The sequence below is a fragment of the Bradyrhizobium sp. KZN70725 genome (genome assembly GCF_055264925.1).
Map to the genome: position 1 here is coordinate 21,238 of NZ_JBUYWT010000027.1, position 25,576 is coordinate 46,813.

The following is a 25,576-nucleotide window of genomic DNA, read 5'->3' on the forward strand; positions in this document are numbered from 1 at the left end:
ACGATGGACGGATATCCATGGCGAAAGACAAGCCGACCGAGAAGATGAAGCGCAAGGACTATGAGGAAGAGCTGCAGAAGCTGCAGGCCCAGCTCTGCCAGCTCCAGGATTGGGTACAGGCGAACAAGCTCAGGGTCATCATCCTGTTCGAGGGACGCGATGCGGCCGGCAAGGGCGGAACGATCAAGGCCCTGACCGAGAAGGTCAGCCCGCGCGTGTTTCGCGTGGTCGCCCTGCCCGCGCCCTCGGATCGTGAGAAGTCCCAGCTCTTCATCCAGCGCTACATGCAGCAGTTTCCGGCGGCCGGCGAGATCGTGATCTTCGATCGCAGCTGGTACAATCGCGCGGGCGTCGAATATGTGATGGGGTTCTGCACGCCGGCGGAGCACAAGCGATTCCTTTCCCTCTGCCCGCAGATGGAGCAATACATCATCGAGGGCGGCATCATCCTGATCAAGCTGTGGCTCGAGGTCGGGATGGAGGAGCAGGAGCGCCGCTTCAGGGCGCGGATCGACGATCCGATGCGGCAATGGAAGCTGAGCCCGATGGACACGGAATCCTATCGCCGCTGGTATGATTACTCCCGCGCGCGCGACCTGATGTTCAAGGCGACGAGCTCGAAGCACGCGCCCTGGAACGTCATCCGTTCCGACGACAAGCGGCGGGCGCGGCTGAATTGCATCTCGTTCCTGCTGAAGACAATTCCTCACGGACGGGTCAAGCGCGACAAGGTCAAGCTCCCCAAGCGCTCCAACAAGGGTCGCTACAACGATCAGGCCGGACTGCGCGGAATGAAGTTCGTCGAGGAACGCTACTGAGAGGACAGGCCGCGCAGGGCGCGCGGCCGGCCTCCCTTGGACCTACTTCAAGCGGATGGAAACCCCGCCCACGGCGGCCGAGACTTCGGCGCCGACCTTCGGGCCGCTGAGCTGCAGGATCACGCCATTGGCGTTCTGAAGCTGCACGCCGCCGGCGCCCGCGGCGATCGCCCCACCGGCGCCTGCCGCGCTGTAGGAGCCTTCGATCGAGGCAGGCCCTCTGAGATTGAGGGCGCGCCCGACCAGCTTGGTGGTCGAGGCGCCGATCGTGAAGCCGACGCTCATGCCCGACACCGTGAACGGATAGTGCTTGCCGCGCAGCGTCAAGACGCCCTCGCCGCCTCCGACACCAACGATGAATCCACCCTTGGTGAAGATGACGGCGACCGAGCCGGTTTCAGCCGGCGACGGCGTGCTGAAGCCGGCCAATCCAATGGCCAGCATTGCAAGAGCTCCGATCAAACTCACTTTCCTCATCATGTCCCTCCAGGAACCGGTTGCGTTACGCCTCGTTGCGCAAGACTCATCGCCGCAAGAATGCGAAGACGCCTTGCGGAATCTCCTTCGTCTATGATGCAGCCTTGAACTTCGGCGCGGCCGCTCGCGGCTTGCCCATCCTGCCCAATGCCTCGGTCGTCACCAGCTTCAAGCCCTCGGCCGCGTCGTAGCCATGGATCTCCTTCACATCCAGCTTGCGCATGAAATCGATGGTCTCCTGCGTGATAACCTGGCCAGGGACCATGATCGGGAAGCCCGGCGGATAGGGAATCACGAAGTTGGCGGAGACGAGAGCGGGCCCGTTCTTCAGACGCCTGTCGATCTCGGGATCGTGCAGGCGAATATATTCGCATCCTGCCGCGTCATAGGCCGAATAGAACCCGCCGCGGATGTCGCCCTCATTCGTCTTCGCGCCGGCATCGCCGCGATAGGCGTCGTGGAAATGCGAGAAGTTCGGCAGATCGGGGACATCCTTCATCAGGCTGTTGACCCGCATGTCGAAGTCGGCCCTGGCGTTCGCGCCGCCCTTGGCGAGGCCGCGATCAATTTCGCCGGAGATTTCGGCCAGCACCCGGACGAGATGCGCGACGTCGCTCCGCGTATTGTTGATGTTGGACTGGATCAGGACCGAGTTGCGCGAGGTCTTGTTGACCTGGATGTTGTAGCGGCTGGCGAGCAGCCCCTTGAACGACGTTCCGTCGTACCCGGCGGTGCCGCAGACCAGCGTCATGCGGGTCGGATCGAGGCAGAACTCGTCGTCGTTCAGGCTCTTCAGGGCGCTAGCCCAGTTGGTCCCGGCCGCCAGATAGTCGGTGAATCCGCTCTGGCGGTATTGCTTCGGCACCATGGCATCCGCGCCAAGAACGCGGAAATATCTCGAAATCAACGGATTGGTGTTGACCGCGTTGCGGATGGCGAACGCGATCTCCATGGCATTGGCCACCAGTCCATATCCCTCGAGCTCCATCTGCCGGCGCGAGACGTCGAGGCTCGCGATCAGCTGCTGGTTCGGGCTGGTCGAGGCGTGCGTGAATACGGCCTCCTTGAACTGCGCTTCGACGGTGTGGAATTCGATGTCCTTGACCGCCAGCATCGAGCCCTGGCGGATCGCCGACATCGACTTGTGCGTCGAGTTGGTCTGGTAGACGCGCAGCCGGATCTGGCGCGGATCGGGGATCAGCCTGGTCTTGAGCAGAACCTCGTCGGACGGATTCTTGCCGAGCTCGGCCTGCTGTTTCTCATAGGCGGCGACCGACCTGGGATCGCGCATCCAGGCTTCGATCTCATTCGCCGCGCCCATCGCGGTTCGCCGCCTCAGGAACGGCGAAAACCGCGCGAAGCCGAACCAGGCCTCGTCCCAGAGGAAGATCAGGTCAGGCTTGATCGCGAGGCATTCCTCCATCACCCGCCGCGTGTTGTAGATGTGGCCGTCGAAGGTGCAATTGGTCAGGTCGATCAGCTTGACCCGGTCGAGCCGGCCATCCGCCTTCGCGTTCAGAAGTGCCTGCTTGATCGTCTGTAGCGGCACCGCGCCATACATCGAGTATTCCGTCATCGGGAATGCCTCGACGTAGAGCGGCTGCGCGCCGGCCAGCACCATGCCGTAGTGGTGCGACTTGTGGCAATTGCGGTCGACGATTGCGATGTCGCCGGGACCCAGCAGCGCCTGCACCGCCATCTTGTTGGATGTCGAGGTGCCGTTGGTCACGAAGTACACGCGGTCGGCGCCGAGCGCGCGCGCGGCCTTCTCCTGTGCCTTCTTGATGTTGCCGGTCGGCTCCAGCATGCTGTCGAGGCCGCCGGTGGTCGCGCTGCTCTCGGCAAGGAACAGGTTTAGCCCGTAGAATTCGCCCATGTCGCGGATCCAGTCCGACTTGAACACGGACTTGCCGCGCGCGATCGGCAGCGCGTGGAATGTGCCGATCGGCCGCTGCGCATATTTCTTCAAATTGTCGAAGAACGGCGTGTCGAAGCGATCCTGCACGCCCTCCAGAATTGAAAGGTGCAATTCGAGGATATCCTCGACCGAGTAGAACACGCGGCGCACCACATCGGCTTCGGGATTGCCGGCCAACTCCTCGACGTCGCGGTTGGACATCAGGTAGAGGTCAAGCTCGGGACGCACCCGCTTCAGGATATGGGCCAACCGGAGCGCGGACGCATCGGACTCCTCGCTGAGCCCCATGGCGCCGGTCATGGCACGAAGCACCGGCGCATCGTGGCGCGAGCGCAGCCCGAAGCCTTCATTGATCACCACCGCCGCAATATTGGGGTTCAGCATGGCCGCACAGAAGGCGTCCTCGAGGTTGCCCACGACCACGGGCTCATAGATGAAGGCGTCGACCGGACGCCGCAGCTTGCGCCATTCCGCCAGGAGCCCGGGCCAGTTGCTGGCCGGCACCCCGGTCACGATCAGGGTCTCGAAGTAAGGACGGCGCACCGCCGATTGCCCCAGAGTTGGCGGAAGCAGATCGGGAACGTCGCCATTGCCCTCGTCCTGCGTGCTCCAGTCACCTGCATGCTGGCGGAAGGATTTTGTCTGAAGCGCCTGGGCGATCCGCGTCGCAAGCATATGCGAGGTGGCGGCGTCGCCCTCCGCCGCAGCTTCCTTCAGCGCCGCCATCAAACGAAGGCCCGGATAGCCGTGAAACTCCTCCGTCACCGCAAGCGCCGACAGCGCCGCGTCATACGCCGCACGGTTGCCGCCCCTGCTCCACACCTTCGCCGCCTCGACCAGATCGCGCCAATTGTCGGCTCGTCCGCCGGGCCCAGAGAAGAACTGATCGATGCGCTGCTGAGCCGGCTTCGCGTCGTTGGCCATGAGTGTCTCCCGATCTCGTGATCTCAGCGCTGGTTCTGTCCAATCGTACAAACCGGGCCCGTTGCGCCCTTTGATCCAAGTCAAGCTGCAAGCTGGATTGAGACAGCTCCCCAAGCGCGCATGGTCGCGACGTCTTGCGACGCAACAAGGCTGGAATGTCGCGGCAGTCCGTGCGGCCGCGCACGCTAGATTCCTGCCTGCGGCTTCCTGTTGCTCAATACGCTGTCGAGCGTACGCATCCAGTCGCCGCTATCGGTCTTGTCGGCAAGACCATCCGCCCGAAGCAGATCCCGCAACTGCGCGTGCGCGCCGACGATGCAGAATGTGATCTGGCGCGATGCGAGTTCCTGGTGAAGGTCGTGCAGCATGCGCGACCCCGCAAGGTCGATGAACGGCGAGGCCGACAGGTCACAGGCCACCAGCTTGACGTCGGGCGACATCCGAAGCGCCGCCAGCACCGTTTCGAAGATCGTCTCGGCATTGACATAAAGCAGCGAGGTTTCCGGGCGGAACGCGATGATCCCGGTCAAGGGCTCGACATCATCGTGTCGCGCCCGGTCGGAATAGCGCCCGCTGCCGGCTTGACGGCCCAGAAACGCGATATTGGGTTGCGACGCCCGCAACAGCAGCAGGAAGATCGAAGCGACGGCCGCCAGCAGCACGCCCTGCAATATCCCGAGGAACAGGACGGACACCAGCGCGATGATAGCGGCATAGAAATCGATCCGGCTGATCCGCCACATTCTGGCGAGCGCCGCAATATCGACCAGTTTGTAGACGGCTGAGAAAACGATCGCGGCGAGCACGGTCTTCGGCAGATTGGTCAGGAGGCCCGTGAAGAACAGCAGGCAGAGCGCGAGGGTTGCCGAACAGAACACCAGCGCCAGCGGCGTGCGTGCGCCGGCGGCGTCATTCACGGCCGACTGCGACAACCCGCCGGCGACGGGATAACCATGCCCGAAGGCCGCGGCGAGATTGGCCGCGCCGAGTCCCAGAAACTCCTGTCTGACATCCAGCGGGTAGCCATGCTTTGCCGCAAAGCTGCGCGCGGCAGACACCCCTTCCACATAGGCCAGCACGAGGCATCCGGCGGCGATCGGAAAGAGATCGTCAAATTCAAGCAAGCCAAACGTCGGGAACGACATCGTCGGCAACCCGGTCGGGATCGGCCCGGTCACCGGAAGTCCCAATTCTGCGAGCCCGAATGCACTGGCCGCGAGGACGGACAGCGCGACCACTGCCAGCCCAATGGGTTTTCCGGGCAGTCTCTTCTCACCGAACAGGAGCAGCACGATCGCAGCCACACCAATGCCGAGCACCAACGGCCTGGTGTCGCCGAGCTGGCCCGCTAGCTTGATCGCGCGGTCGAAGAAATTGTGACCGCCGCCTGCCACGCCGAACAGGCTGGGCAGCTGGCTCATGATGATGGTGAGCCCCGCTCCGGCCTTGAAGCCCACCAGAATACTGTCGCTGATCAGCCGCACCAGCAGGCTGAGCTTGAACAGCCAGGCAATCAGGCAGAGCACGGCGACGCTGAAGGCCACGAGACTGGTAATCTGCCCGTAACGGGTGGCGTCGCCGCCGGCCAGTATGCCGACGGCGCCGGCGATCATCAGCGAGATCGCCGACGTGGGTCCGACCGCGAGCTGCCGGGACGAGCCCAGCAGGGCGTAGCCTACGCCGCCGAGCAGATAGCCATAGACGCCGATCTGCGGCGGCAGACCCGCGAGCCCCGCATAGGCCAGCGACACCGGGATCGCGTAGGCCGCCAGCGTGACCCCGGCGATTGCGTCCGCCCCGAGCCAGGATGCCCGGTAGTCGGCGAGCCAGTTCGCCGGCGGAAACCAGCGCATCCAACTCGTCTCTGCCTGGATCGACATCAAGCCCGCCGTATGACGCACAATGGTCGCATGTGGTTGCGCCGGCGGGCCCGATGCGCGTTGATTCAGATCAAGCCTCGAAGTGCTCAAATGTGCTTCTGATCTTGCGCGGCTCGATCGTCGTGACCTGCAGATTTGCCAGATGACTGCCGGAGCGCATGGCATGCGTCAGCACCGCTTACGGACCCTCGCAACCGCAGCGCTGCTGTTGCTTGGCCTGATCGCTCCGGCGCGCGCGGAGGACCAAGACACGTCCCAGCGCATCCAGGAAGAGATCTGGGCGCTGCCTACCCCGCTGCCGATGTTCGCTTATCTGGTCCGTCCGCTCGGCGATGGCCCTTTCCCACTGGTCATCATGAACCACGGCGTGTCACTGAATGCCAGGGATCGCAGCTTCTTCCCGCTGGTCGAATTTCGCGATGCCGCAATGTGGTTTGCACGGCGCGGCTATCTCGTGGTGGCGCCGGTCGGTACCGGCTATGGCGCGGCGGCCATCGATATTCCTGAACGCGGTCTTTATGGCCCATTCTTCTCCAAGGTCGGCAAATGCACCAATCCGAATTTCCTCGATGCGGGCCTCGCCGTCGCGCAGGTCGATCTCTGGATCATTGATTACATGGCCGCCGAAAAGCGCACCTTGCCGAAGGATGTCATCGTCGTCGGACAGTCGGCCGGCGGCTGGGCTGCGATCGCGCTGTCGAGCCTCAACCCGCCGCAAGTCAAGGCCATCATCACCTTCGCCGCAGGCCGCGGCGGCCGCGTCGATGGCAAACCCAACAACAATTGCGGCCCCGACAGACTGGTCGAGGCCACCGGCATGTTTGGCCATACATCGCGGGTGCCGATGCTGTGGTTCTACATCGAGAACGACACATTCTTCGGCCCGGCCCTGTCGAAGCGAATGCACGAGGCCTTCACGCGCGCCGGCGGTCGTGCCGAGTACCATCTTTTGCCGCCGTTCGGCGACGAAGGACATTTCCTGATCGGCTCTCGCGATTCCATTCCCACGTGGTCGCCTTTGGTCGAACGATTTCTAGACAAGGTTCGCTAGGCGGCCGTTCCCGCTGGAGGAGCATCCATGGTCCGATATGGTGCCTTGGCGAAGTTGGCGCTGTTTGCGGCCGGCATCAGTGCTGCCCACGGTCAACAGACGCCCTCACCGCCTGCTACGGTGAAGGACGGCGGCGAAGTAGCCCCGCGGGGGGCACGTCAGCCGGTGCGAGACATCAAGTATGGCGAGTGGCGAAAGGTCTGCTTCAACGCCGCCGGCGCCAAGACGTTGTGCCGAACGACGATCACCGGCACCTTCCCCACCGGGCAGACGGCCGTTCGCCTCGATCTGATCGAGCGAGAGGACGGCAGCAGCCGCGTCCAGCTATTCCTGCCGGTCGGAATGTATCTGCAAGCCGGCGTCAAGCTATCGGTCGACCAGAAGGCGGTTCATCGGCTGCCCTACACCTGGTGCGCGACCAACATGTGCATCGCGGCCGATGTCGCCGATCCCAAGCTTCTCGAGGACATGGATGGCGGAAAGACGCTCTCGATCGAGGTCGTCGACACCAGCATTTTGACGATGACGACATCGGTGCCGCTCGACCGCTTTGCAAGCGTGCGCAAGGGCGCGCCTGCGCTGACGCTCGATCAAGTCATCGATGAATGATCGAGACCGGCAACCGCTAGACCACGCCGGCCAACAGCCGTTCAATCGGCTGGATCAGCGAATTGGCCGTGAATGGCTTGGTCAGATAGGCCACGCATCCCGATGCCGTTGCCGCCATGCGCGTCGCCGGATTGTCATTTCCGGTGATGTAGATGACGGGGATTTCGATGCCCTGATCCGCCAGGCGGTGCCGCAGTTCGATCCCGGACCCATCGCTGAGATTGATGTCCAATATCAGACAGACCGCGCTGTCAAAGCTGCCATGTCTCAGTAACGCGCTTCCGGTCTCGAATAACCTGGATGCAAATCCAAACTGCCGTAGAAGCCGTCCGATTCCACGGAGCATGGAGGGATTATCATCCACGACGAAAACGAGTTTCGCGGTCGGCAAATCCTGAAGCCTCACCCTATCGCTGAATGACCTTCGCCCGCGTATGGATAAAGGCCACGTCAAGCGGCTACCGGCGCGCAATATTCTCGCGGCCAAGATCGGAGATACGCCGCGTCACAGAGCTTTCATATTGTACCATGGGACAGGAGGGGCAGAGCTGCCAGGCCGATCAAGCCTTGACCTCGCCACCGGATGCGCGCGTGCCGAGCTGCTCGGCGATCGAAACCAGCTCGGCAAGTGACTGCACCTGCATCTTCTCCATGACCTGGTGACGATGCGCCTTGATCGTGCGTTCGGTCGTGCCAAGCTCGTGAGCAATCTGCTTGTTGATCCGGCCGCACACAATCAGATCGAACACCTGCCGCTCGCGCGGGGTCAGCTTCGCCAGCAGCGCGCGCAGCGAATCGAGCCTGGTTCGCCGGCCGCGGGCCAGTTCGTGCCGCGCAAGGGCGCGATTGATCGCCTCGATCAGCTGTTCCGACGCGATCGGCTTGGTCAAAAAATCTTCGGCACCTGCCTTGATCGCCTGGACGGTGGTCGCCGTGTCGGCATGTCCGGTCAGGAATACGATCGGGAGCGTCGATCCCAGCTCGTTGAGGCGACGCTGCAGCTCCGGACCACTCATTCCGGGAATGCGGACGTCCAGCAGGATACAGCCGGCCCCTTCGTCGTCGGGCAATTGGTCGAGCAGTTCCCGGGCCGATGCGTAGGTGACGACACGATAGCCTGCGAGCTTGAGCCGGCGCTCGAGCGCTGCGCGAAACGAGGCGTCGTCGTCGACTATGTGCACGTAAGCGTGCATTGCTGCTCCATCGCCGGGTGATCGCCGCTACCTGTAGAATGTCCATCAGCGGCGATCTGAAAATGCTGCGTTCGTCGTAAATCGAACCTTGCACTCCGGCAAACAAGACCCAAACGCGCTACGCGGCCAGCGGCAGCGAAAGGTGGAATACCGCCCCTCCTCCGGACTGATTCTCGGCCCAGAGCTGGCCGCTATGCGCCAGAACGATCGTCCGTGCGATGGACAGGCCGATGCCCATGCCCTGCTCCTTTGTGGTGAAAAACGGATCGAAGATATCGTTCAGCCTGTCCTGCGGAATTCCCGGCCCGGAATCGCTGATGGAAATCACCGCCGACGCGTCCCCATTGACTTCCGTACGGCCGATGATGGTGCGCCCGTAGGGCATTTTGGCCATCGCGTCCATGCTGTTGACGACGAGGTTGAGAATGACCTGCTGCAACTGCACCGGATCGCCCTTCACCCGCAGGGTCTGCGGCGAGGTCTGCAGATAGATCGCGACGTTGCGCGTCGAGGCCTGCAGCTTGAGGAAATCAAATGCTTCCCGCATGGTCTGGTTGAGGTCGATCTCCTTCTTCTCAAATGGCGCACGCTTGAGCAGGCTGCGCATCCTGCGGATCACCTCGCTTGCGCGCAGATCATCACGCTTGATGTCGGAAATGATTTCCCGCACCTCCTGAAGGTCGGGCGTCGGCGAAGCGAGGATCAGCTCCGCGCTCTCGGCATTGGTCAGGATCGAGCCCAGCGGCTGGTTGAGCTCATGGGCGATCGAGGACGAGAGTTCTCCGGCAGTAGCCTGCCGATTGATATGGGCGAGCTCGGACAGGCGACTGCGGGCTTCGACCTCGGCACTCCGCCGCATGTGACGCTCGTGGAGCAGGAACGCAATCAGCGCGGTTTGAACCAGCAGCGCCACTGCCAGCGCAACGGCCCGCCAACGATATTTTTCCAGGAAGGATGGCTCACGGAAGCGAATTTCGCTACCTTTTGGCAGACTGGCTTCGCTGACGCCCCAATGCTGCATCTGCCGCCAGTTGAAGATCGGCTTCACCGCATCGATGACCGACGGTGGCAGGCCTTCGGGCGCCTCGCCATCCAGAATGCGCAGCGCCCTTCCCGCAGCCTCGGCACCGATCAGCGACGGAACTATGACGAATCCGCCGATGCCGCCCGCCCCGAGGAAGGTCTCCGCGGCGACGACAATCGGACGATTGGCTCTTGCCGCGACAAATGTGAGGGCATCCGACGGCGGATAATAGTTGCCTTTGCCGTCGCTATAGAGGCCCGTGTAGATGATCGCGCTATGATCGGGGAGCGCCGCGACCCGCTCAACGATCTGGGGCATCGGACGTCCGATGATCTCGATGATGTCGAGGCCCGGAATGCCGGCCGCTGCCTGGTCTTTCCAATTGCGAAACAGAACTTGCCGGTCCCAGTCCGCGCCAACCAGCACGACAGTCTTGAGGCCTGGCATCATGGCGCGGGCAGCCGTGACGGCATCCTTGAGTTTCAAGTTCACGATGCCGCCGGTAACATGGGCCGGCGGCTGCAATCGCTTGAAATCAGCCTCTTCGACCAGCGAAAACACGATTGGCGTGTCGGGCCAGAGCTGAGGGCGCCAGCGGAGCGCAAGCTCAAGCGCAGCCGCGCCAATGGTGACCACCACGCCGATCGGCCGATCGCGATATTTCGCCTCGAGGAATCGCCGGAAATCCTCCTGATAGGCCTCGCCGCCGAAGCGATTGAGATCGAGGCTTTCGGTGTAGACGGTGGTCGGCGCGTGCCCGTGAGCGCTCACCGCATCCCTTAGGCCAACGAACACCTGGTAGTAGAAGGGGCCACGTCGATCGGACTGGTCCAGCACCAGCATGGAATGCGGGCGCGTTTGTTGCGCCCGGAGATCAGCCGGTGCCAACAAAGCAGCCAGCAGGATGATCAGTCCAGAGAGCCGAATTGCACTGCCCATAACGTTCGGAGCCGGAGACCAACGGGTTCAAAACCTAGCACCCGGTTGTCGCCGAGAAAATTGAAAAGTAATCTAAGACTGTGCGCACCAATTTACGAACAAATTGCCGCATTTTGCGCACCCTGTCCTTTAGGACAATGACCTCAAGACCAATAGAGACCGGCCGGGCCCTGTCGTAGTTATTGCGCGCGGACAAAAGCATTTCGAGCCGCCGCGGACGCTGCATCAGTTGTTACCCGAGAGAGTTAGTCCATGTTTGCTCGCGTCAATGCCAGACCCGCCAATGTGCCGAGCATCCTCGGTGGGTTGACCGCCCGGCACGCCAACTGCGTCAGCAGCGAATTCCACTACAGGAAAGGCACCGAGATCTACGGTGAGAAGGAGCCGGCGGAGTACGTCTACCAGGTCGCTTCAGGAGCGGTCCGCAGCTACAAGCTGCTTTCCGACGGACGCCGCCAGATTGGTGCCTTTCACCTCGTCGGGGATATTTTCGGCCTCGAGAATGCCGAAACCCATCGCTTTACCGCGGAAGCCATCGTCGACACGAACGTGCACCTGATCAGGCGGATCAGCCTCGAACGCGTGGCCGACTCCGATTTCGCCCTGGCTCGCAACCTGCTGGTCATGACGACCAGCAACCTGCGGCATGCCGAGGAGCACATGCTGCTACTCGGCCGCAAGACCGCATTGGAGCGGGTTGCGGCTTTTCTGCTCGAAATGGATCGTCGGCTGACCGGAGTCGGTGTCGTCGCCTTGCCGATGTGCCGGCGTGATATTGCCGACTATCTCGGACTGACGCTCGAAACCGTGTCACGTGCGCTATCCAAGCTGCACGCCTATGGCGCGCTCAACTTCCTTGGCTCGAACCAGCGCGAGATCATGCTGGTCGACCGCGACCAGCTGTCCAGGCTGGACAACTAGCCGACGTCAGGGAGATTTCGTCAGCGCCGCCTGGCGCTCGATGGTCTTTTGCAACACCTCGAACAAGACCGCGGTCGACCACCCGAACATGAGAATGCCGTTCATGGCCGCCATCGGTCCGATCAACAGCCACTGCTTGACCGGGATGACGTCGCCATAGCCGAGCGTGGTGTAGTTCACAAAGGCGAAATACAGCAGATTGCTGCCGGCGGGCGCGGCGCCGAGCACCCAATAGGCCAGGCTCCACACCACGATCTCGAGCGTGTGAGCCAGCATCAGCGCAAGCGCGGTTGCGACCATCACGCCGCTGAGCTGTAGCCCCGCCCGGCCGGCCGCGCTCAAGGCAACGTTGCGAAGCAACCCGATCGCCGCGACGGTCCACAGCGAATGGATCGCGATGTTGATCGCGCTCACCGCCGATCCCACGAGGAGCTGAAACAGCATTATCGCTCTCCCGCCAGCCGGGCGCGGTCGTCCCGGATCCATGCCGTGAGCAATTCCCAGGCGACCGCGAGAATGATTGGACCGATGAACAGGCCCACGATGCCGTGGGCAAGCGTGCCGCCGATCACGCCGACAAAGATGACGAGCGCCGGCGTGGTCAGGCCCCGCCCCATCACCAGCGGCTTCAGCACATTGTCGAGGACGCCGACGACCAGGAAGAAGAACGTGAGGGCGAGTGCGGTCGTGAAATCCTTGGCCGACCATAGCCAGATGATGACCGGAAACAGCACAATTGCCGCCCCGATCTGCACGATCGCGAGCAGCATCACGACAAACGCCAGCAGCCCCGCGCTCGGGATCCCCGCCAGCTTGAAGCCAATGCCGGCCAGCAGCGATTGCAGGACAGCGACGCCGATGACGCCGCGGGAAACCGCCCGGATGGTCGCACCTGCAAGGTCGAGGAAGTGCTCGCTCTGCTCCGGCACGATGCGGGACAGAAAGCTCCGGCACGCCGCCGCAAGCTGCAAGCCATAGGGAAACAGAAACCCTGCCACGACGACCGCCAGCAGAAACTTCAGCATCCCGATCCCGGCATCGCTGGCAAATGCAAACAGGGTCCCGGCCAACGGCTTCAGTTGCGGAACGACCTCGCGCAGCACGGCACGCAGATTGGTCGACGCCCTATCCCAGATCTCATGGAGTGGGCCGCCGATCAGCGGCCAATCCTTGATCTCGGGCGGCGGCGACGGCACGACAACGTGGCCGGCGCCGAGTTGTTCGGCGAGCTCCCTCACCCCCTCTACCGCTCCAATTCCGAGCCAGGTCGCCGGCCCGATGACGACTCCCAGAGAGATCAAGGTCAGCACGAGCGCCGCGACGCCGGTATGGCCGCCGAGCATTGCTGCGAGCCAGGTGAAGACGGGATAGAGCGCGACCGCGAGCACCACGCTCCAGGCCAGGATCGGCACGAACGGGCTGACCAGGACGAACGACCAGTAGATCAACAGTGCCAGCAATCCGAGGCGAATTGCGAGCTGGACGAACTCGTCTCCGGTCACGAGCTGGCGAAGGGTTTTCAAGAGCGTGCTTTCGAATCGAGCATCAGCAGCTACGCGGGAAGCGATGCCATCGCCTTGCTGCGCACGGCTTGATTCAGATCAAGCGTGACGCGTCCGGACTTTCACCGAGGAAGCGGCCCGGTTCGGGGGCAGGAATCGGGGGCCGCTCCGACTTCGCCGGGATGCATTCGCGCTCGGGATCACGAGCGCGATCGCGCCCCATCAGGCGGCGTCCTGCCTATCCGCGGCAATTGTCCCAGGCGCAGGATCAATCGTCCGCACCGCCCTCTTGCCACTTTGATTCAAATCAAGCTTCGGGCCGGCCGCGGCTGACAGGCTCGGCGTCCTCATGGATCGGAAAGCCGCTTTCGATTTGGCTGCCTTTCGGTCGCGACTGCCTGTGTCACCCCGATGTGGAGGACGTCATGAAGAACACCAAGACCCTGCCGGCCTTGATCCTGCTTGCGAGCATGGTCGGCATTGGCGCGAGCCAGGCGGCCCCGTTGCCGACCAACGTCGCGGCCATGAAGGGCATGGTCGAGAGCAACACCGCCCTTCAGGTGCGCTGGGGCGGCTGGCGCGGCGGCGGCTGGGGCTATCGCGGTTGGCGCGGCACCGGCGGCTGGGGAGGCTATCGTGGATGGGGCTATCGAGGCTGGGGCGCTGCAGCCGCCGGTGCGATCGTTGGCGGAGCCATCGCGAGCTCGGCCTACTATGGCGGGTATCCCTACTATGGCGGTGGATACGGCTATGGCTACGACTATTGCCCGCCGGGCGGAGGCTACGGCTATTACGCTCGGCCACGCTACTATGACGGATGGTAGTGCCGGCTTTACGTGACAGGCCGGCCTTCGGTGATGTCACCGAAGGCCGAGCAGCGAACGCCGATAGCCGCTCTCGCGCGCTTCATTCCTGCACACGAAGCTGCCATCGAAGCCCCTGGCATAGCGGCTTTGCCCTTTGAGGTAGTAGCGTCCGCGCCGAAAATCGAGCCAGACCACGCTATCGCCGGGGCAATGCCGCTGAGCCTGGGCTTCATAGCGGAAAGGCGTCAGCGGCAGCGCGGCCGTCTGTTGCGCGCAGCAAAACAGGAAGGTCGCGGCGCAGGTCCCGACGCCCAACCTGGCCGCCAGACGGTCTCGACGTCCGCTCGATTTTTCAGCTAATTCGAAGTGCATTCATTGCCGCCGTGAATGATCCGTGTCGTGCTGAAGACGATATCTCATCTTGTCAGAGCTTCACGGGCGGAGCACCTCAGAACGACAATTCCAGCATCACGCGCGGCAAACAAGAGGCGCGCTCAGGACGATAGCAATCCAAAGGCGATCGCCGCGGTCGACAGCATCCCGGCCGTCACGACCACGACCTTGAAGGCAATATCGCCGTCGGCCTCTTCAAGCCAGCGAAGCAGCCAATTGCGAGCGCCAGCCGGCTGGCTTGCGCCACGCACTCGCCGAAATCTGTCGCTGGTATACCCCATGGCTGCGATTGTAGATCGCGGTGGAATGGAGAGACCAGTGCAGCTTGTGCCAAGCAGTCAGGGTCACGTGCGACGGCTTGACTGACCCAATTGGGCTATACGAGCCGGTTCGGCGCCAAAGCCCGCTCAACCAGCGCCCTAGCTTCCCTTCGAGCCGGCGGCGTTCCGCATCGGCCGCTCCTCCTCCGACGCGCTCTTCGAGGGCGCCGCGCCGCACATGGAGCCACTCCTTGATTCCGCGGTCGCCGTGCGATCAAACGGATTCCGCTCCATGACCTTCAGCGAAGCGAGTTCCTCCTTATTCAAATAGGAGATCTTTCCCGGCGGAGTCATGACCATCCTGCCGATGGCCGATGGAGGAATACGGAGCTTGGCCGACAACCTCGCAAGCTTGATCGTGTCACGAATCGTTCGACTGTCCTCGTTGCCGTGTAAATTGGAAACCGAATGGACGCCGATTTTGGCATTTGGCGCCACATAACGCTTCCTGCTCGCCAGGAAAATGAAAGCGCATGCCGAGTCGCATTCTCCGGAAACGTAACTGGCGATTTGCCTCTGGTGCGCGAGCATGGCGATTCGGAAGCCTTCGTAGAGTGACCCACCTCGGGAATCGAGATCGAGGCCAACGACCCGGCGCTCAGTCGCCAGATATCCGCGAAAGCGGACAAAGTCCCCATCCCTGATATCTCCACTGAGCTTCAAGACATCTCCAAAGCACCCCTGGACACGGGAAAACTCCATCGCGAGACAGTTCGTCGAGGTCAGCACGACCGCGATGCTCAAAACGCATCCTGCAATCCGCATCGACCCATGCGTGGCGCTCCGGCTGTTTGCGTCGCCATCGATAAATGTCGCGCGGAGGACCCTCAAAGCGTACTTCCAGGCTGCCACGGCGCTCCCCATTGGACCCGGTACCTCACACCATAGACAGAGCATCGACGCGCATCGTGGGTTGATCTGAATCAAACCCAATTCAGCAAGCGCGCAGGCGGGAGCGCCATTTTGACGTCTAGAAGCGCACGCTCTGTGCCGAGAGCAAACATCATCTACCGTGACCCTGGGATCAGCCAGTCCAATCCAGCATCGGGGTCACCGACAATCTCTACCTTAAGTCATTCATTTCATTAATTTCTTTTTGCCCCCGATCCTTGAGGGGACCGGACCGCCTGAGGAATCCCATTAAGGCTCGACATGCGCGATCAATCCACGCTCCACGCGACCTGCTGGTCGCCAAGGCAACCTAACGCGGGATGCGGCGTCTCGATGGTGCAGCGTCCCGAAAGCCGCCGCTTGCGCCCCATGGCTTGAGCGATGGCCGCCCACACGCGCCGGACAACGCTGTCCGCGATGCGTCATCTTGTGTAAACTCCCACTGCATCCCGATCGATTTGGGAGAACGACAATGAAAGTCTTCTTGCTCGCCTGCGTGGCCGCCGTCGTCGTGTCGGCATTCGGGGCCCTGGCGCTAAACCGGGTGCAAGAACCGGTCGCACAGGCCTTTGCAACGACGGGCGTACGGCTGTAGCAAGTTCGCGTTCAACGGCTGCGCGCCCCCCTACTCCGCCGCGGTGACGGAGGGCTGGGGTCGAGCATCGCGCGCATTCTCCTCTTCCAGCCAGAGGCTGTGGTGCTCCCTGGCCCAATTGACATCGACGGTGCCGCTTCCCATCGCCTCGAACGCGCCTTCCATGCCGATCGTGCCGATATAGATGTGCGCCAACATCACTGCCGTGAAGAGCATCGCTACGATGGAGTGGACGATCTGCGCGAGCTGCATCCCTTCGATGCCTGACAGGTAGAAGGGGAACATCAGCGCATATCCCGTCGCTGCCACCAGACCTCCGCCGATGACCACGATCCAGTAGATCGCCTTCTGGCCGGCGTTGAAACGATAGGCCGGCGGATGATCGTGCCCGACGATGCCGCCGCCGCGCTTGATCCAGTCGACATCCGCCTTGTTCGGGATATTGCCGGCGATCCACATCAGGAAGATCAGCACGACGCCGATGGTGAACGGGAAGCTGAGATAGTTGTGAACATATTTCGCCCATTGCGACCATTCGGAAAACGCTTCGTGGCCGATCAACGGCAGCAGCAATGGACGTCCAAAAGTGACGTTCAACCCCGAGATCGCCAGAATGATGAAGCAAGTCGCCGTCATCCAGTGCACGAAGCGCTCGAATGCGGAAAAGCGCACGATGGTCCGGCCGGAACGACCGCTCTGCAGCCGCACCATCCCGCGGCTGAGATAGAAGATGACCAGCGCCGCGAGCATGCCAAGAATGGCGATGCCGCCGATCCAGCGCAGCGTCACGTTCCGGAACTCGCGCCATTCACGGCCGGCCGGCTGTTCGAGAACGCCCGAGCGCTGGTCGGGTATGCTGACGCGTCCCTGCACCCGGTTCAGTTCCTGCAGGAGCTGTTGCTCCTTGACCGCGCTTGCGGTCGGGTTGACCTGCTGGGCTACGGACGGGGAAGCCGCGGAGACGAGCAGCAGGAGTCCAGCCACGCCAATGACGAGCCGAACACATCGTGCAAAACACGCCATAAGGTCCTCCCGATATCGACGCGACCCGCGCCAGGTCGTCGTCAGGACTCGATCGTCTCGCGATAGGCGGTCTTCCAGCCCCATGCGCCTGAGCCGTAGCCGCGCTTCAGCACGCGCTCTTTATAGATCTGGGCAATGATCTCGCCGTCGCCGGCGAGCAGCGACTTGGTCGAGCACATCTCCGCGCACAGCGGCAGCTTGCCTTCGGCAAGCCGGTTCGCGCCGTATTTCTCGTACTCTTCCTTGCTGCCATCGGCCTCGGGACCGCCGGCACAATAGGTGCATTTGTCCATTTTTCCGCGCGAGCCGAAATTGCCGACCTTCGGATATTGCGGCGCGCCGAACGGACAGGCGTAGAAGCAGTAGCCGCAGCCGATGCAGAGATCCTTGGAGTGCAGAACCACGCCGTCGGCGGTGGTATAGAAACAATTCACCGGGCACACCGCCGCACAGGGCGCGTCCGTACAGTGCATGCAGGCCATCGAGACCGAGCGTTCGCCCGGCTTGCCGTCGGCGAGGGTGACGACCCGGCGGCGGTTGATGCCCCAAGGCACCTCGTGCTCGTTCTTGCAGGCCGTGACGCAGGCGTTGCACTCGATGCAACGGTCGGCGTCGCAGAGAAACTTCATACGTGCCATCGTCGTTGCTCCCTTATGCCGCCGCGATCTGGCAGAGAGTGACCTTGGGCTCCTGCATGCCCGTCGCGGGATCGTATCCGTAGGTGGTGATCGTGTTCGCGCTTTCGCCGAGCACGATCGGATCGGTGCCCTTCGGGTAGTTGCCGCGAAGATCCTTGCCCGCAAGCCAGCCGCCGAAATGGAAGGGCATCCAGGCGACGCCCTTGCCGACCCGCTCGGTGACGAGCGCCTTCATCCTTGCCCTGGAATTGTTCTCGGCGCCGGTGACCCAGACCCAGCCGCCGTCCTTGACACCGCGGTCGGCGGCATCAACAGGGTTGATCTCGATGAACATGTCCTGCTGCAACTCGGCGAGCCACGGGTTTGTGCGCGTCTCCTCGCCGCCGCCCTCATATTCGACCAGACGGCCGGACGAGAGGATGAGCGGAAACTGCTTTGCAATGCCCTTCTCCACCGCGGCCTTCTGCACCGAGAATCCGATATTGGGCATCCGGAACTGCTTGGCGTCGGGCAGCGTCGGGTATTTGGCGACGAGATCGACGCGTGGCGTATAGATCGGCTCGCGGTGAACCGGGATCGGATCCGGCAAGCCGAAGGCATTCATGCGCGCCTTGCCGTTGCCGTAGGGCACGCAGCCGTGCGCCAGCGCGACGCGCTGAATGCCGCCCGACAGATCGAGCGACCACGACACCGTGTCCGGATTGGCCGGATTGATCTTGTTGATCACGGCCATTTCCGCTTCGGTGAGCTCGCTGTCCCAGCCGAGCTTCTTCAGGCTCGCCAGCGTGAATTCCGGATAGCCATCCTGGATTCCCGACCCCAACGAATACGAGCCGTCCGCGAGCAGGCTTACCTTCCGCGTCGTGCCGTCCGGCAGCTTCTCCTCACGCTCGACGCCGAACCGCGGCCGGAACGTGCCGCCGCCGTCCATCACGTGCAGATTGGTGTTGTAGAGCAGTGGCGTGCCGGGGTGCCTGACCTCGGGTGATCCCCAGCACGGCCAAGGCAGCCCGTAATAGTCGCCGCCAACCTCGGGATCATCCTTTGGCGCCCGCATCGTCAGCATGTCGAACTTCGCCTGGTTCTTCATGTGCGCCTTGAGGCGCTCGGGCGATTGTCCGCAATAGCCGGTCGACCAGCTACCGCGGTTCATCTCGCGCAGCACGTCCTCGGCCTCGGGCAGGTTGTTCTCGACCTTGATCTTCTTGAACATCTGATCGGCGAAGCCGAGCTTCTTCGCCATCAGATAGATGATTTCGAGATCGTCCTTCGACTCGAAGATCGGCTTCACGATCTGCTCGCCCCATTGCAGCGAGCGGTTGGAAGCGACGCGCGACCCCTTGCACTCGAACTGGGTGGCGACCGGGAGAATGTAGACGCCTTCGGTGCGTCCCGCCTCGACCGCGAGCGAGGCCCAGGTCGTCGGATGCGGATCGGCGATGACGAGCAGCTCGAGCGCCTTCAGGCCGTTGAGGGATTCAGGGATACGGGTGATGCTGTTGGAGGCGTGTCCCTGCACGAACACCGCCTTCACGTTGTCCTTCTGCGCAACCTGCTCCTTCGGCAACGTCACCGCCTCGAACCAGCGGGTCAGCGGAATGCCGGGGGTTTCCATGATCTGCTTGGAATCGAACCGCGCCTTCAGGAAGTCATAGTCGACCTCCCAGACCCGCGACCAGTGCTTCCAGGCGCCTTCGGCAAGGCCGTAGTAGAACGGCAGCGTGACGATATCGAGCCCGACATCGGTCGCGCCCTGCACGTTGTCGTGGCCTCGGAAGATGTTGGCGCCGGCGCCGGCCTTGCCGACATTGCCGGTCATCAGCAGCGCGATGCAGCTCGCCCGCACATTGGCGGTGCCGACGGTCTTCTGCGTCTGGCCCATGGCCCAGATCAGCGTTGCCGGCTTCTCGGTGGCGAACATCTTGGCGACGCGCTTGAGCTGCTCGCCGGGAATGCCGGTGACGCGCTCGACTTCCTCAGGAGGCCATTTCTCGACCTCCTTCTTGAGGTCGTCGAAACCGTAGACGCGCTGCCGGATGAACTCCTTGTCCTCCCAGCCGTTCTGCAGGATGTGCCACATCATGCCGTAGAGCACCGGAATGTCGGTACCCGGCCGCATCCGCACATATTCGGTCGCGTGCGCGGCGGTGCGCGTCAGCCGCGGGTCGATGACGATGAAGTTGGCCCTTTGCAGCTCCTTGCCCTCGAGCAGATGCTGCAGCGAGACGGGATGCGCCTCGGCCGGATTGCCGCCCAGGATGACCTGCGTCTTCGCATTGCGGATGTCATTGTAGCTGTTGGTCATCGCGCCGTAGCCCCAGGTGTTGGCGACGCCGGTGACGGTGGTTGAATGGCAGATGCGGGCCTGGTGATCGGTATTGTTGGTGCCCCAGAACGCACCGAGCTTGCGGAACAGGTAGGCGCCTTCGTTGGTCATCTTGGCCGAGCCGAGCCAATAGACGGAATCGGGACCCGACTTCTCACGTACCGCCTGAATCTTGTCGCCGATCTCATTGATCGCGGTGTCCCAGGAGACGCGGGTCCACTGCCCGCCCACCAGCTTCATCGGATAGCGCAACCGCCGCTCGCTGTGCACGAGCTCACGCACGGAAGCGCCCTTGGCGCAATGCGAGCCGCGATTGATCGGCGAATCCCAGCTCGGCTCCTGGCCGATCCATACCCCGTTCAAGACCTCGGCCGTCACCGTGCACCCAACCGAACAATGCGTGCAGATGCTCTTGCGCACGGTCGCTCCCGCCGTGAGCGGACCGGCCGCCGCGGCTTCCGCCTTGCGCACGCTGCCGAGCGGCAAGGTGCCGAATGCGGCAAGCGCGCCGCCGGCAAGACCGGATTTGCGCAGGAAGCTGCGGCGGTCGAGGCCACCGGCCTGATCTGCAAGGGAGCTGGCGGCGGAGCCTTGGCGCAGGGAACGCTGGTTTGTTCGCTTGATCAGCACGGTCAACCTCCCTTGGCCGGATAACGATTGACGCGGTAGAACGCCTTGACGTGATCGGTTTCCTTGTAGCGCGCCTTGCGCTTCTCATCGTTGGTTTCGCTGTCAGCCTGCGCAGCCCCGACCAGCGGCGTTGCGAGGGTCGCGCCGGCACCCACCGTGCCGACGCCGACCTTGCGCAAGAAATCGCGGCGCCCGACTGTGGTTGTCCTGTCTTCACTCATCGCATCTCTCCTGGACCTGCGGATGCAGGTCAGTTCGCGAACGTGAATGCTTCTGTCTCGATCTCGACAAAGGCGCGACCAAGCGCACCGACCGCACGATAGAAGACGGCGCTCTCCGCGCGCTCGATGTCGACGAACAGCCGCCCCATCCAGGGCGCGACGTGTTTGCCGAAGAAGGCACGCTGCGTGTCGAACGGCGCCGGGAAACGCCCTCCCGCGAAACCTGCCATGATCTCGCACAGGATAGCCACGTGATCTTCCGGCTCGGAATTGTTCGCTATGCGCTCGATCCCGGACGCAGCGAGGTCGGCGCGCAGCCTCGACAGCGGCCGCTCGTTGAGAAAGCCGGTCAGATAGTAGGAGGCGTAGGGCAAGAGTTCGCCGCGGCCGAGACCTGTGAACAGATCGAAATATTCGCGTTCGACCGTCGCCGCGACTGCGTTGGCGGCGGATTCGGCCAGCGCGGCATGCGCGCGCCCAAGCGGCGTGGCATCGGCGGTCAACGCAGCCAGTTGATCGAGCAGTTTCTTCGATGGTGCGGCGGACAACAGTGTCGCGAGCAGCAGATATTCCTGCGCACGCGCGACATCGACAGAATCGATCGGCTCTTCGGAGAAAAACGGCTCGCTGTACAGATCAGGCCGCAAATTATCGCGCGAGATGCCTGTGGCGGCTTCGACGGCGATCACCCGTTGCGCGGGCACCTTGTTCCAGTTCGAAACAGAGGGCTGGCTGATGCCGATTTTGCGCGCAAGCTCTGCAACGCCGCCGGCAGCGTCAATGGCTCGCTCAAGGCCAGCATCGCGCACGTGGACCTCCATCCAAGTCCCGGGTGCTGATTTTGCTTTTCTTACAAAGCGCTAGCGAAGCCTAGTCCCGGCCCAACGGGGGGTCAATCAGCTCGCATAGTCTGAGGCTATGGCCTTTCGTCGCGGTCCCTAGCGAGGCAGCGCGCTGCCGTGCGTGCGGCGCTCAACCGGCACCTGTTCGCCGTCGGAGCTTTCGGTGAGCGTTCGTTGCGTTGCAGCAGGATCAGGTGCGGTTCCCGTGGTCGCGGCTTCTTCGGCGCCGATGCCCGGCAACTCGACCTCGCGCAATTCCTGCGAAGAATCCGCGACTTCAACCGAACGCTCGGGCGGTGCCTCGGCCGGCTTGCCGAGGCCGCCGACGATTCTGTCGATGAGCGCGGTGAGCTCAGCCTCGGAGCAATCCAGCGGGCCAAAGCCCGGCATCGCGGTCGGGTCGTTGAAGTCCCAGGCATTCTCGGCAAGCCCGACAAAGTCGCGAATGACGGGATCGGCGCTCCAGGCGCGACGAAGCGCCGCACGCGTCAGCTCCTGCGGGATTCCCTTGCGCAGGAACGCGGTGATGTCGGTCGCCGAGGTAATCGTGTCAATCGAAGGCAGGCTCGCAAGGTCGAACTCCGCGTCGTCGTCTTTGACGGCTGGCGGCGGCGACTGCATGTCGTCGCGCATTGCCGGATCCGGTGGCGTGGCGTTCGCCTTTGCCTCCTGCTTGCGGCGGGACCAGCGCGTCAGGAACTTGTCCTCACTCATTCGTGTCCGCCTTCATGCTGCCGGCGCGCGAGCGCCTCGGGATCGGCCTGCCGTCGCTTGCGCTTGAAGAACTCACGTTCGACGTGGTGCTCGGCCACGAAGCTTTCAATCTGCTCACGCAGCATCTCCGGCATGGGGACGGCCTCGACCAGATTCGCACCGGCCTCCGTGAACGCCTCGCCCTCCGAAGGATCGGCGGTCGCGGCAGCCACCGAGTAGGGCCAGGCGCCTTCCGCCGGCGACAAGACGGCCCAGATGGCCGGACTGCCCGAGGCGAGATTGTCGCGATAGCGCGCCGTCTCGGAACCATAGAGATCGACCGTGGCGCTGCCGGCATAAAACAGCGTCGTCCCGTTCTCGTCGCGAAGCACCGTCCAGGGTTTGGTGTCCGGCTCGTCGGGCAGAACGGCGACCGCGCGCCAGACGAAGTCGGTCCACGGCGAGTCCGCCTGGTGCCGCTCCACCACGACGCCGACGGGAACGCGCACAAGCGGCAGCGCGGCCGGACTCATGTCGCCATCTCCAGATGTTTGACCGGCAGCCCCGTCAGCAAGTTCTGCGGCTTCATCCGCAGCTTCTGGTCGGCGTTCATCGACAGAATGAGATGGACCGGCTCGCCCCGCATCTCGTCTGCGGCCGCGCTGGCGTCCGCAAACGTCAGGCGGAACAAGGAGAGCACGCGTCCGGCGCTGCGGTCTTCGAGCTGCTCGCCATGCCAGAGACGGTCGCCGAGCCTGGTCGCATCGGCGTCGAGCCCGACATACCAATTGAGACGTTCATCACGCAGCTCGCGCAGCGGCTCAATGCTGACGTCGATCCCGAGCAGATGGGAGATCCAGCGCACCATCGCTTGCGCCAGCGCCGCCGGCCCGCGGCCGCCTGCGGTGAGGTCGAATGCCATGTCGAATTGATCGCTCCGGCGCCAGTAGTCGTCGGCATTGTCCTCACGCAAGACGTCGAGCTCGGCATCGGTCACCGCCCCCAGCATCGACATCAGCGAGAGCACCGGGGTCGGAGTCTGTCCACCGACGACCTCTTCATCGCCGAGCAGCAGGGCCTGCTCCTGCGGCAGGATGCGCTGCGGGCGGAAGAACAGTTCGGCTGCGCGCAGCTCGAACGGATCATCGCAGCCATCGAGCGCATTGCGCAGGATCACGTGCACGAGCTGATTGACGAACAGCGGCGGCAAATCGCTCGTCCCGGACCGGACGGTTGCAAGATAGGCCTGCTCCAGCGTCGGATGCCGCACGAGGAGGTCGCGGAAGGCAAGCACGAGCCGCCAGTTCTCCCGGGCATCCGCATCGACAATCGCTTCGATTTCTTCCGCGCCGACCGGCCTGCGGGGAGCCGCGAGCAGCGCGCGGTGCAGCCGCCGCTCGACCGGGCATGCTTCGTCCGGCGGAACCAGCTCCGGACGAGCAAAATAGGCCTTCAGGAACTCGTCGGTGACGCAAAGTCCCCCGCTCTCGTCGCGATCGAGCAGATGATGGCCGCACGCGATCCAGAAATCATTCATCGGTGCCGCGACTCCCCACTCATATCGGCAAGCTTGAGATCACCGTCAGGCTCGACATCGTCTTCGACTTCCATGAACGAGAACGCCTTGCTGTGTCCCTGACCCTGGCGCAGTTGCAGCCTGCGGAACGACTCCCGGACTTCGCCGTCGCTCACCGAACGGTGAACGGCAATGAGCGAGCTGACCGGATGGTTGCAGAGCGACTGCGCGAAGGCGACCTCCTCTTCCGCCGCCGTCCGCGCGGTCGCCAGATTCGGCGCTCCGAAACGATCGATCAATTGCCTGGCGAGGCGGTCGATCAGCGCGCTGCAATCATTCTCGGTCGCAGGCACGATCTGCACCAGCGTCGACCAGCCCCAGGACTGCACCCCAAGGAAGCCACTGCGGAACGCGACGCGGGCCTTGCCGGTCAGCTTCGTCGGATCCTGATCGCAGAAGCGGAAGGCGCCGGAGACGGCCCATTCGCCCGGCTCGGCCGCCACATCGAATACGAAGGTGTCGGAGGGATCGAGCGCGATGCTGCGGAGCAGTTTCACAGTCGCGGCCCTCCGAGCTTCGGATCGAACCAGGACGGCGTTCCGAGTGCCTTGACGAGTACGCTGCGTTCAATCCTGTCGGCACCGACGCGGCGCGTGAGGAGATCGCCGCCGTCATCGATCCGCAGCACGGTTCGCCGCTCGCGGGGGATCCGGCCGAGATAGTCGCGCGCGAGGCTGCCAAAGCCGTCGGTCTGCCAGCTATCGATCGCCCGCATCAGGTGCCGCGCAAAGCTCTCGGTCACCTGCACGGCTCCCGCTTCGCCAAACCCCTCCTCATCCAGCGCGGACGCGAGCGGATGGACGCCCGGTCCCTGATCGGCCATTGCGACCGTCCGGATCATGGCGCCGAACACCAGCCAGGCAGGCGGCTCGTCCTCGCGCGCTGACGTCGGCCATCCCATCCGTCCGCCGCCGACCAGCCCACCGTCAATCGCGACGGTGTCGGGCCAGCCGATCGCGACCGTCTTGTGCGGCGGCGCATAGGCGCGCAGGGCGTCGGTGAGCGCGACCATGCCGGCATAGAAGGCGCGCCGTGCGGTGGCCAAGGGCTCGCCCGGCTCGAGCACCACGGCGAATTCGGCAAGATCGAACCGGCCGACGCACACCAGCGTGCCGGCACCGCTTTTGGGTGCAATGCGGCAAGCGTGAGCAAAGGCGTCTCCGCTCTCACGCAACCGGACGAGCGTGAATGGCGGCGGCAGATGGATCGCTTCCGTCACGGAGACGCGGCTGGTCGGGGTCGACCGCAAGGGCCGTCCTCCACTTTCCTTTTCCTTCCGATAGTGAATATCTATACGAGGTGAAGGAATGGCGCGAGTCCGCAAGACGGCGCCGCACCCGCGGAGGGATCGACCTGGAGCAGCCAG

Annotated in this window: 26 protein-coding genes; 6 read left to right on the forward strand and 20 right to left on the reverse strand. The window is 63.3% G+C overall.

Annotated features, from left to right (window positions below; genetic code table 11):
- Positions 1–17: 17 nt before the first annotated feature.
- Positions 18–818, forward strand: a complete 801-nt coding sequence (ppk2, locus tag ACZBJS_RS24045) for a polyphosphate kinase 2 (RefSeq protein WP_057017150.1) — start codon at positions 18–20, stop codon at positions 816–818.
- Between the two features lie 42 nt (positions 819–860).
- On the opposite strand, the gene ACZBJS_RS24050 is transcribed toward ppk2, so the two are convergent.
- The 3 genes from ACZBJS_RS24050 to ACZBJS_RS24060 all read right to left on the reverse strand — a co-directional run bounded on the left by ACZBJS_RS24050 (position 861) and on the right by ACZBJS_RS24060 (position 6,017).
- Positions 861–1,295, reverse strand: coding sequence for a hypothetical protein (locus ACZBJS_RS24050; protein WP_316397272.1), 435 nt, complete (start codon positions 1,293–1,295; stop codon positions 861–863).
- A gap of 91 nt (positions 1,296–1,386) precedes the next feature.
- The gene (locus ACZBJS_RS24055) at positions 1,387–4,137 is read right to left on the reverse strand and encodes a decarboxylase (RefSeq protein WP_463439369.1); all 2,751 of its coding nucleotides are present in this window, start codon (positions 4,135–4,137) and stop codon (positions 1,387–1,389) included.
- Between the two features lie 185 nt (positions 4,138–4,322).
- The gene (locus ACZBJS_RS24060) at positions 4,323–6,017 is read right to left on the reverse strand and encodes a SulP family inorganic anion transporter (protein ID WP_463439398.1); all 1,695 of its coding nucleotides are present in this window, start codon (positions 6,015–6,017) and stop codon (positions 4,323–4,325) included.
- Positions 6,018–6,180: 163 nt separating this feature from the next.
- Between ACZBJS_RS24060 and ACZBJS_RS24065 the strand changes: the two genes are divergently transcribed.
- Positions 6,181–7,068 (forward strand): alpha/beta hydrolase family protein, encoded by an 888-nt coding sequence (locus ACZBJS_RS24065; protein WP_456815991.1) that lies wholly within the window; start codon positions 6,181–6,183, stop codon positions 7,066–7,068.
- A gap of 27 nt (positions 7,069–7,095) precedes the next feature.
- Positions 7,096–7,677: an invasion associated locus B family protein gene (locus tag ACZBJS_RS24070; RefSeq protein ID WP_316397268.1), complete on the forward strand. Its 582-nt coding sequence runs from the start codon at positions 7,096–7,098 to the stop codon at positions 7,675–7,677.
- 16 nt (positions 7,678–7,693) lie between these two features.
- Here the strand turns inward: ACZBJS_RS24070 and ACZBJS_RS24075 are convergent, their stop codons facing one another.
- The 3 genes from ACZBJS_RS24075 to ACZBJS_RS24085 form a co-directional block, all read right to left on the reverse strand.
- Complete coding sequence (locus tag ACZBJS_RS24075) at positions 7,694–8,068, reverse strand: response regulator (protein WP_092084456.1); 375 nt, start codon at positions 8,066–8,068, stop codon at positions 7,694–7,696.
- Between the two features lie 169 nt (positions 8,069–8,237).
- A complete protein-coding gene (locus ACZBJS_RS24080; protein WP_168856818.1) occupies positions 8,238–8,870 on the reverse strand; it encodes a response regulator transcription factor in 633 nt (210 codons plus the stop codon).
- Positions 8,871–8,988: 118 nt separating this feature from the next.
- Entirely contained in the window at positions 8,989–10,737 is a 1,749-nt protein-coding gene (locus tag ACZBJS_RS24085) for a sensor histidine kinase (protein WP_463439370.1), read from the reverse strand.
- Positions 10,738–11,085: 348 nt separating this feature from the next.
- Between ACZBJS_RS24085 and ACZBJS_RS24090 the strand changes: the two genes are divergently transcribed.
- Positions 11,086–11,754 (forward strand): helix-turn-helix domain-containing protein, encoded by a 669-nt coding sequence (locus tag ACZBJS_RS24090; RefSeq protein WP_316397267.1) that lies wholly within the window; start codon positions 11,086–11,088, stop codon positions 11,752–11,754.
- Between the two features lie 6 nt (positions 11,755–11,760).
- Here the strand turns inward: ACZBJS_RS24090 and ACZBJS_RS24095 are convergent, their stop codons facing one another.
- Together ACZBJS_RS24095 and ACZBJS_RS24100 are read right to left on the reverse strand one after the other, a co-directional pair.
- The gene (locus tag ACZBJS_RS24095; protein WP_038374727.1) at positions 11,761–12,198 is read right to left on the reverse strand and encodes a potassium channel family protein; all 438 of its coding nucleotides are present in this window, start codon (positions 12,196–12,198) and stop codon (positions 11,761–11,763) included.
- Positions 12,198–13,277: an AI-2E family transporter gene (locus ACZBJS_RS24100; RefSeq protein WP_076826310.1), complete on the reverse strand. Its 1,080-nt coding sequence runs from the start codon at positions 13,275–13,277 to the stop codon at positions 12,198–12,200. Before ACZBJS_RS24100 ends, ACZBJS_RS24095 begins: the two co-directional genes overlap by 1 nt.
- A 404-nt stretch (positions 13,278–13,681) precedes the next feature.
- Between ACZBJS_RS24100 and ACZBJS_RS24105 the strand changes: the two genes are divergently transcribed.
- On the forward strand, positions 13,682–14,080 hold the full coding sequence (locus ACZBJS_RS24105; RefSeq protein ID WP_463439371.1) for a hypothetical protein: 399 nt from the start codon (positions 13,682–13,684) through the stop codon (positions 14,078–14,080).
- 36 nt (positions 14,081–14,116) lie between these two features.
- On the opposite strand, the gene ACZBJS_RS24110 is transcribed toward ACZBJS_RS24105, so the two are convergent.
- Positions 14,117–14,434 carry a hypothetical protein gene (locus ACZBJS_RS24110; RefSeq protein WP_316397265.1) on the reverse strand — a complete coding sequence of 106 codons (318 nt, stop codon included), beginning with the start codon at positions 14,432–14,434 and terminating at the stop codon, positions 14,117–14,119.
- Positions 14,435–14,874: 440 nt separating this feature from the next.
- Complete coding sequence (locus tag ACZBJS_RS24115) at positions 14,875–15,519, reverse strand: ATP-dependent Clp protease proteolytic subunit (RefSeq protein ID WP_316397264.1); 645 nt, start codon at positions 15,517–15,519, stop codon at positions 14,875–14,877.
- A gap of 619 nt (positions 15,520–16,138) precedes the next feature.
- On the opposite strand from ACZBJS_RS24115, the gene ACZBJS_RS24120 reads away from it, so the two are divergent.
- On the forward strand, positions 16,139–16,261 hold the full coding sequence (locus ACZBJS_RS24120; protein WP_256520575.1) for a hypothetical protein: 123 nt from the start codon (positions 16,139–16,141) through the stop codon (positions 16,259–16,261).
- A 30-nt stretch (positions 16,262–16,291) separates the two neighbouring features.
- Here the strand turns inward: ACZBJS_RS24120 and ACZBJS_RS24125 are convergent, their stop codons facing one another.
- From ACZBJS_RS24125 to ACZBJS_RS24170, 10 genes are all read right to left on the reverse strand, one after another.
- Positions 16,292–17,284, reverse strand: a complete 993-nt coding sequence (locus tag ACZBJS_RS24125; protein ID WP_057017138.1) for a formate dehydrogenase subunit gamma — start codon at positions 17,282–17,284, stop codon at positions 16,292–16,294.
- Positions 17,285–17,325: 41 nt separating this feature from the next.
- Entirely contained in the window at positions 17,326–17,922 is a 597-nt protein-coding gene (fdh3B, locus tag ACZBJS_RS24130; RefSeq protein WP_316397263.1) for a formate dehydrogenase FDH3 subunit beta, read from the reverse strand.
- A 13-nt stretch (positions 17,923–17,935) separates the two neighbouring features.
- Positions 17,936–20,878 carry a formate dehydrogenase subunit alpha gene (locus tag ACZBJS_RS24135; RefSeq protein ID WP_200844576.1) on the reverse strand — a complete coding sequence of 981 codons (2,943 nt, stop codon included), beginning with the start codon at positions 20,876–20,878 and terminating at the stop codon, positions 17,936–17,938.
- A 2-nt stretch (positions 20,879–20,880) separates the two neighbouring features.
- Complete coding sequence (locus ACZBJS_RS24140; RefSeq protein WP_028345027.1) at positions 20,881–21,099, reverse strand: twin-arginine translocation signal domain-containing protein; 219 nt, start codon at positions 21,097–21,099, stop codon at positions 20,881–20,883.
- Between the two features lie 29 nt (positions 21,100–21,128).
- Positions 21,129–21,908 carry a Cro/CI family transcriptional regulator gene (locus tag ACZBJS_RS24145; protein WP_463439372.1) on the reverse strand — a complete coding sequence of 260 codons (780 nt, stop codon included), beginning with the start codon at positions 21,906–21,908 and terminating at the stop codon, positions 21,129–21,131.
- Between the two features lie 129 nt (positions 21,909–22,037).
- Positions 22,038–22,655, reverse strand: a complete 618-nt coding sequence (locus ACZBJS_RS24150) for a DUF3306 domain-containing protein (RefSeq protein ID WP_463439373.1) — start codon at positions 22,653–22,655, stop codon at positions 22,038–22,040.
- A complete protein-coding gene (locus tag ACZBJS_RS24155; RefSeq protein WP_168856827.1) occupies positions 22,652–23,167 on the reverse strand; it encodes a DUF3305 domain-containing protein in 516 nt (171 codons plus the stop codon). Before ACZBJS_RS24155 ends, ACZBJS_RS24150 begins: the two co-directional genes overlap by 4 nt.
- On the reverse strand, positions 23,164–24,171 hold the full coding sequence (locus ACZBJS_RS24160; RefSeq protein WP_463439374.1) for a DUF6352 family protein: 1,008 nt from the start codon (positions 24,169–24,171) through the stop codon (positions 23,164–23,166). Before ACZBJS_RS24160 ends, ACZBJS_RS24155 begins: the two co-directional genes overlap by 4 nt.
- Positions 24,168–24,707, reverse strand: coding sequence for a DUF6505 family protein (locus ACZBJS_RS24165; RefSeq protein ID WP_463439375.1), 540 nt, complete (start codon positions 24,705–24,707; stop codon positions 24,168–24,170). Before ACZBJS_RS24165 ends, ACZBJS_RS24160 begins: the two co-directional genes overlap by 4 nt.
- Positions 24,704–25,459: a biotin/lipoate--protein ligase family protein gene (locus ACZBJS_RS24170; RefSeq protein ID WP_463439376.1), complete on the reverse strand. Its 756-nt coding sequence runs from the start codon at positions 25,457–25,459 to the stop codon at positions 24,704–24,706. The genes ACZBJS_RS24165 and ACZBJS_RS24170 overlap by 4 nt, the downstream gene beginning before the upstream one ends.
- Positions 25,460–25,576 lie beyond the last annotated feature (117 nt).